Origin of the sequence: Bradyrhizobium niftali, from assembly GCF_004571025.1 — a bacterium.
In the GTDB taxonomy this organism is placed as follows: Bacteria; Pseudomonadota; Alphaproteobacteria; order Rhizobiales; family Xanthobacteraceae; genus Bradyrhizobium; species Bradyrhizobium niftali.
This window is the reverse complement of sequence record NZ_SPQT01000101.1, coordinates 1-2,573: the sequence shown is the minus strand read 5'-3', so window position 1 is coordinate 2,573 and position 2,573 is coordinate 1. Positions and strand designations below refer to the sequence as shown.

Annotated in this window: 3 protein-coding genes and 1 pseudogene; 1 reads left to right on the top strand and 3 read right to left on the bottom strand. The window is 58.4% G+C overall.

The genetic code is table 11. The features are described 5' to 3' along the window. A partial coding sequence (locus E4K65_RS46525; RefSeq protein WP_209312100.1) for a transposase occupies positions 1 to 265 on the top strand: 265 nt, incomplete at its 5' end. Between the two features lie 534 nt (positions 266 to 799). Here the strand turns inward: E4K65_RS46525 and E4K65_RS49920 are convergent. From E4K65_RS49920 to E4K65_RS46515, 3 genes and pseudogenes are all read right to left on the bottom strand, one after another. Further along, positions 800 to 1,105, bottom strand: a pseudogene (locus E4K65_RS49920) (M24 family metallopeptidase); the annotation flags it as partial. A 63-nt stretch (positions 1,106 to 1,168) separates the two neighbouring features. Further along, positions 1,169 to 1,426 carry a hypothetical protein gene (locus E4K65_RS49405; protein WP_235886071.1) on the bottom strand — a complete coding sequence of 86 codons (258 nt, stop codon included), beginning with the start codon at positions 1,424 to 1,426 and terminating at the stop codon, positions 1,169 to 1,171. Positions 1,427 to 1,795: 369 nt separating this feature from the next. Continuing rightward, a partial coding sequence (locus E4K65_RS46515) for a cyclodeaminase (protein ID WP_135179742.1) occupies positions 1,796 to 2,573 on the bottom strand: 778 nt, incomplete at its 5' end.

Below are 2,573 nucleotides of genomic sequence, written 5' to 3'. Positions count from 1 at the left end.
GATCAGCGGCCAGGTTCGCCGTGTCACCAAAGCGATCCGCCGCGAGATGCGGCGTCGCGCCGCCGTCGAGCCTGTGATCGGCCATCTCAAGGACGACCACCGGATGCGCCGTAACCATCTCAAGGGCCGCGACGGCGACCGCATCAACGCCGTGCTTGCCGCCGCTGGCTACAACTTCAGCCTGCTTCGCCGCTGGCTCGCGGAACTTTTACGCGGCCTGTTATGGATACTCTGTCGCCACCTATCGCAACCACACCTTGCCTAAAACGGTGCTCAGAGACGTTCTTCACAAACGACTCATGGAGATCGATCGCTTGATGCGGATAGGATGATGCATTCGGCGCGGCTGCAGTGCGTCGGGGCCAGACCTTCTGGCTACCTTTTGCGCACGTGCAGATTAAGAAGCACCCGGGCAGTGATCGGGTCGCCACCAAAAACGGCGAGCTGGAAAGCAACATTTGTTGGCCCTGGGGATAGCAGCGCCTCCGCGGCCCGAGCGGTCAACGGGTCTTCATCTAACGGTGCGCTGGACGTCCAGCGCACCGTTAGTCTGGCTGCTTGGATATCCAATCGCAATCCTGTAGATTGCCCCGCGTCGGAAGATCCTCGACGGAGGCGAGATAGAGCTGGGCGCTTGGGTCAATGCTTCGACGCCAGACTCGGTAACGCGGAAAGTCTCACTGACAACATACCCGGAATCTTCGTCGATCCAGTTGCCCAGCATGAGATGGAAGCTCATGTTCGACTTCAGTTCTGTCATGTCTCCATAAGGCTCGCCGAAGGCTCACCCCAATCGATGTCATGGCGTAGCCACAGCGCGAGTCCTTTTTGAAACCTTGCGTTGGCGATCGAAGGCGCTGGCGACGTCGCTGCAGGTGGCTCCACGCCGGACCGTGTTGAGCGCGTCCTCCAATCCGGCGACTTCCGCCTTATGTAGGCGACTGAGGCGGTCGGAGGGTACGTCAATCGAGAAGGCGCGCATGATCGCAGAAACGTCGCCATAACGCACGTCACCAAGCTCAAGATTGATCTGCGATCCATTACGAAAAACTTCCTCGCTCCACGGGTGCGGGAGGTACCTGTGCGTGGCGAGGAGCATAGGTACATCGACGCAAAGCTCGTTGCCGGCTTGCCGTTGCCGCTGCGCGCCTGCGTCGCTGCGATGGCCTCAGATTCCCGAATCCCAAGGCATATCACCTCTGCCGCAGGCATCATTCCGGCATCGGCGATGGCGGCAGCCTCGAGTCACTGATAACTCGAGATCGGACTCAATAACTAGGATCCAGGCTACGAATTTACTGCAATCCACGATGCTTGCTTTGGGTAGTCGGGCTCTGAACTTCTCTGCGGCTTGCGCCGATAGGTAACCCAGTTCGAGCCCTAAGCCGCGGCTTGCAACGCCAAGTTCGTGGAGGAAATCGATCACCGAGTCGAAGCCATGCTTGTCGGGGAGCCAATGAGGTGTTCTGGATAGCCGATCGCATCACCACGATCCATGAACGCCTGACGGACGGCTGCCGGAGCATCCTGGCGAGATAGAATACAGCTTAGCTCCTCTTCGTTTATCAACACCACAACTCCCTGCGGGACGTTTAGCAGTGTAACCTTTTAGCTAAGTAATGTTGCACATGTTGCGTACGACAAGCGCATCGATGTGCCATTTCTGATTTAAAGCCTTCAGACGTATTCTGTTCGGGGGAGTGCCTAGGCACCTTTGATGATCGTCTTGGTCTTAACTCCATTCAATTTTTTGTGCTGGAGCTCGATAACAATGTGCGTTCGACTCGCGAGTTGCTCAGCTCTCGAACTCCGTGCCGGCCCTTGCAGCCTCCGCTCGCGCGAAGGCAAGCGTTGCGATCGCGGTGTCCTGGATACCCGTGCCGGTGAGATCGGCCATGGTGATCTGGGTATTGCTTACGCGTCCCGTCTTCGACCCGGCAATGATCTCACCAAGTTCTGGAAAGCTTGCGTCGCAGGCGACTGCACCGGCAGCAATGGCATGATGCAGTTCGCCTAAACGCCGCGTCTGACTGAGACTATCGGCAACGTAGAGATCGGCACGGGAGATCGCGGAGGGGTCGATCTCATTCTTGTGTTCGGCATCCGATCCCATCGCGGTCACGTGTTGTCCGGGCTCTAGCCATTCCGCACTCAGGAGCGGTTGCTGGGCGGGCGTGGTCGTGACAATGACGTGCGAGCCCGCCACGGCCCTTTTTGGTTCCGCACATGCCCTTACGGAAAAGCCCAGCTGCTTAGAGAGCTCCTGCGCGACGGCTTCGGCCTTGGAGGTATCGCGCGCCCAGATTCGCGCTTCACGGATCGGCCGGACGAGCGCCAAAGCTTGCAACTGCAACTTTGCTTGCATCCCCGCACCCAGGATTGCAGCCACGAAAGCATCCTTGCGGGCGAGATACTTCGCTGCTACTGCACCAGCGGCGGCCGTACGCACGTCGGTCAAATAGCCGTTGTCCAGTAACAGCGCTTGTACCAGACCGGTTTTGCTTGAAAGCAGCACCATCATGCCGTTGGTGCTCGGCAGTCCAATCTTGGGGTTGTCAAAAAAGCCAGGGCTT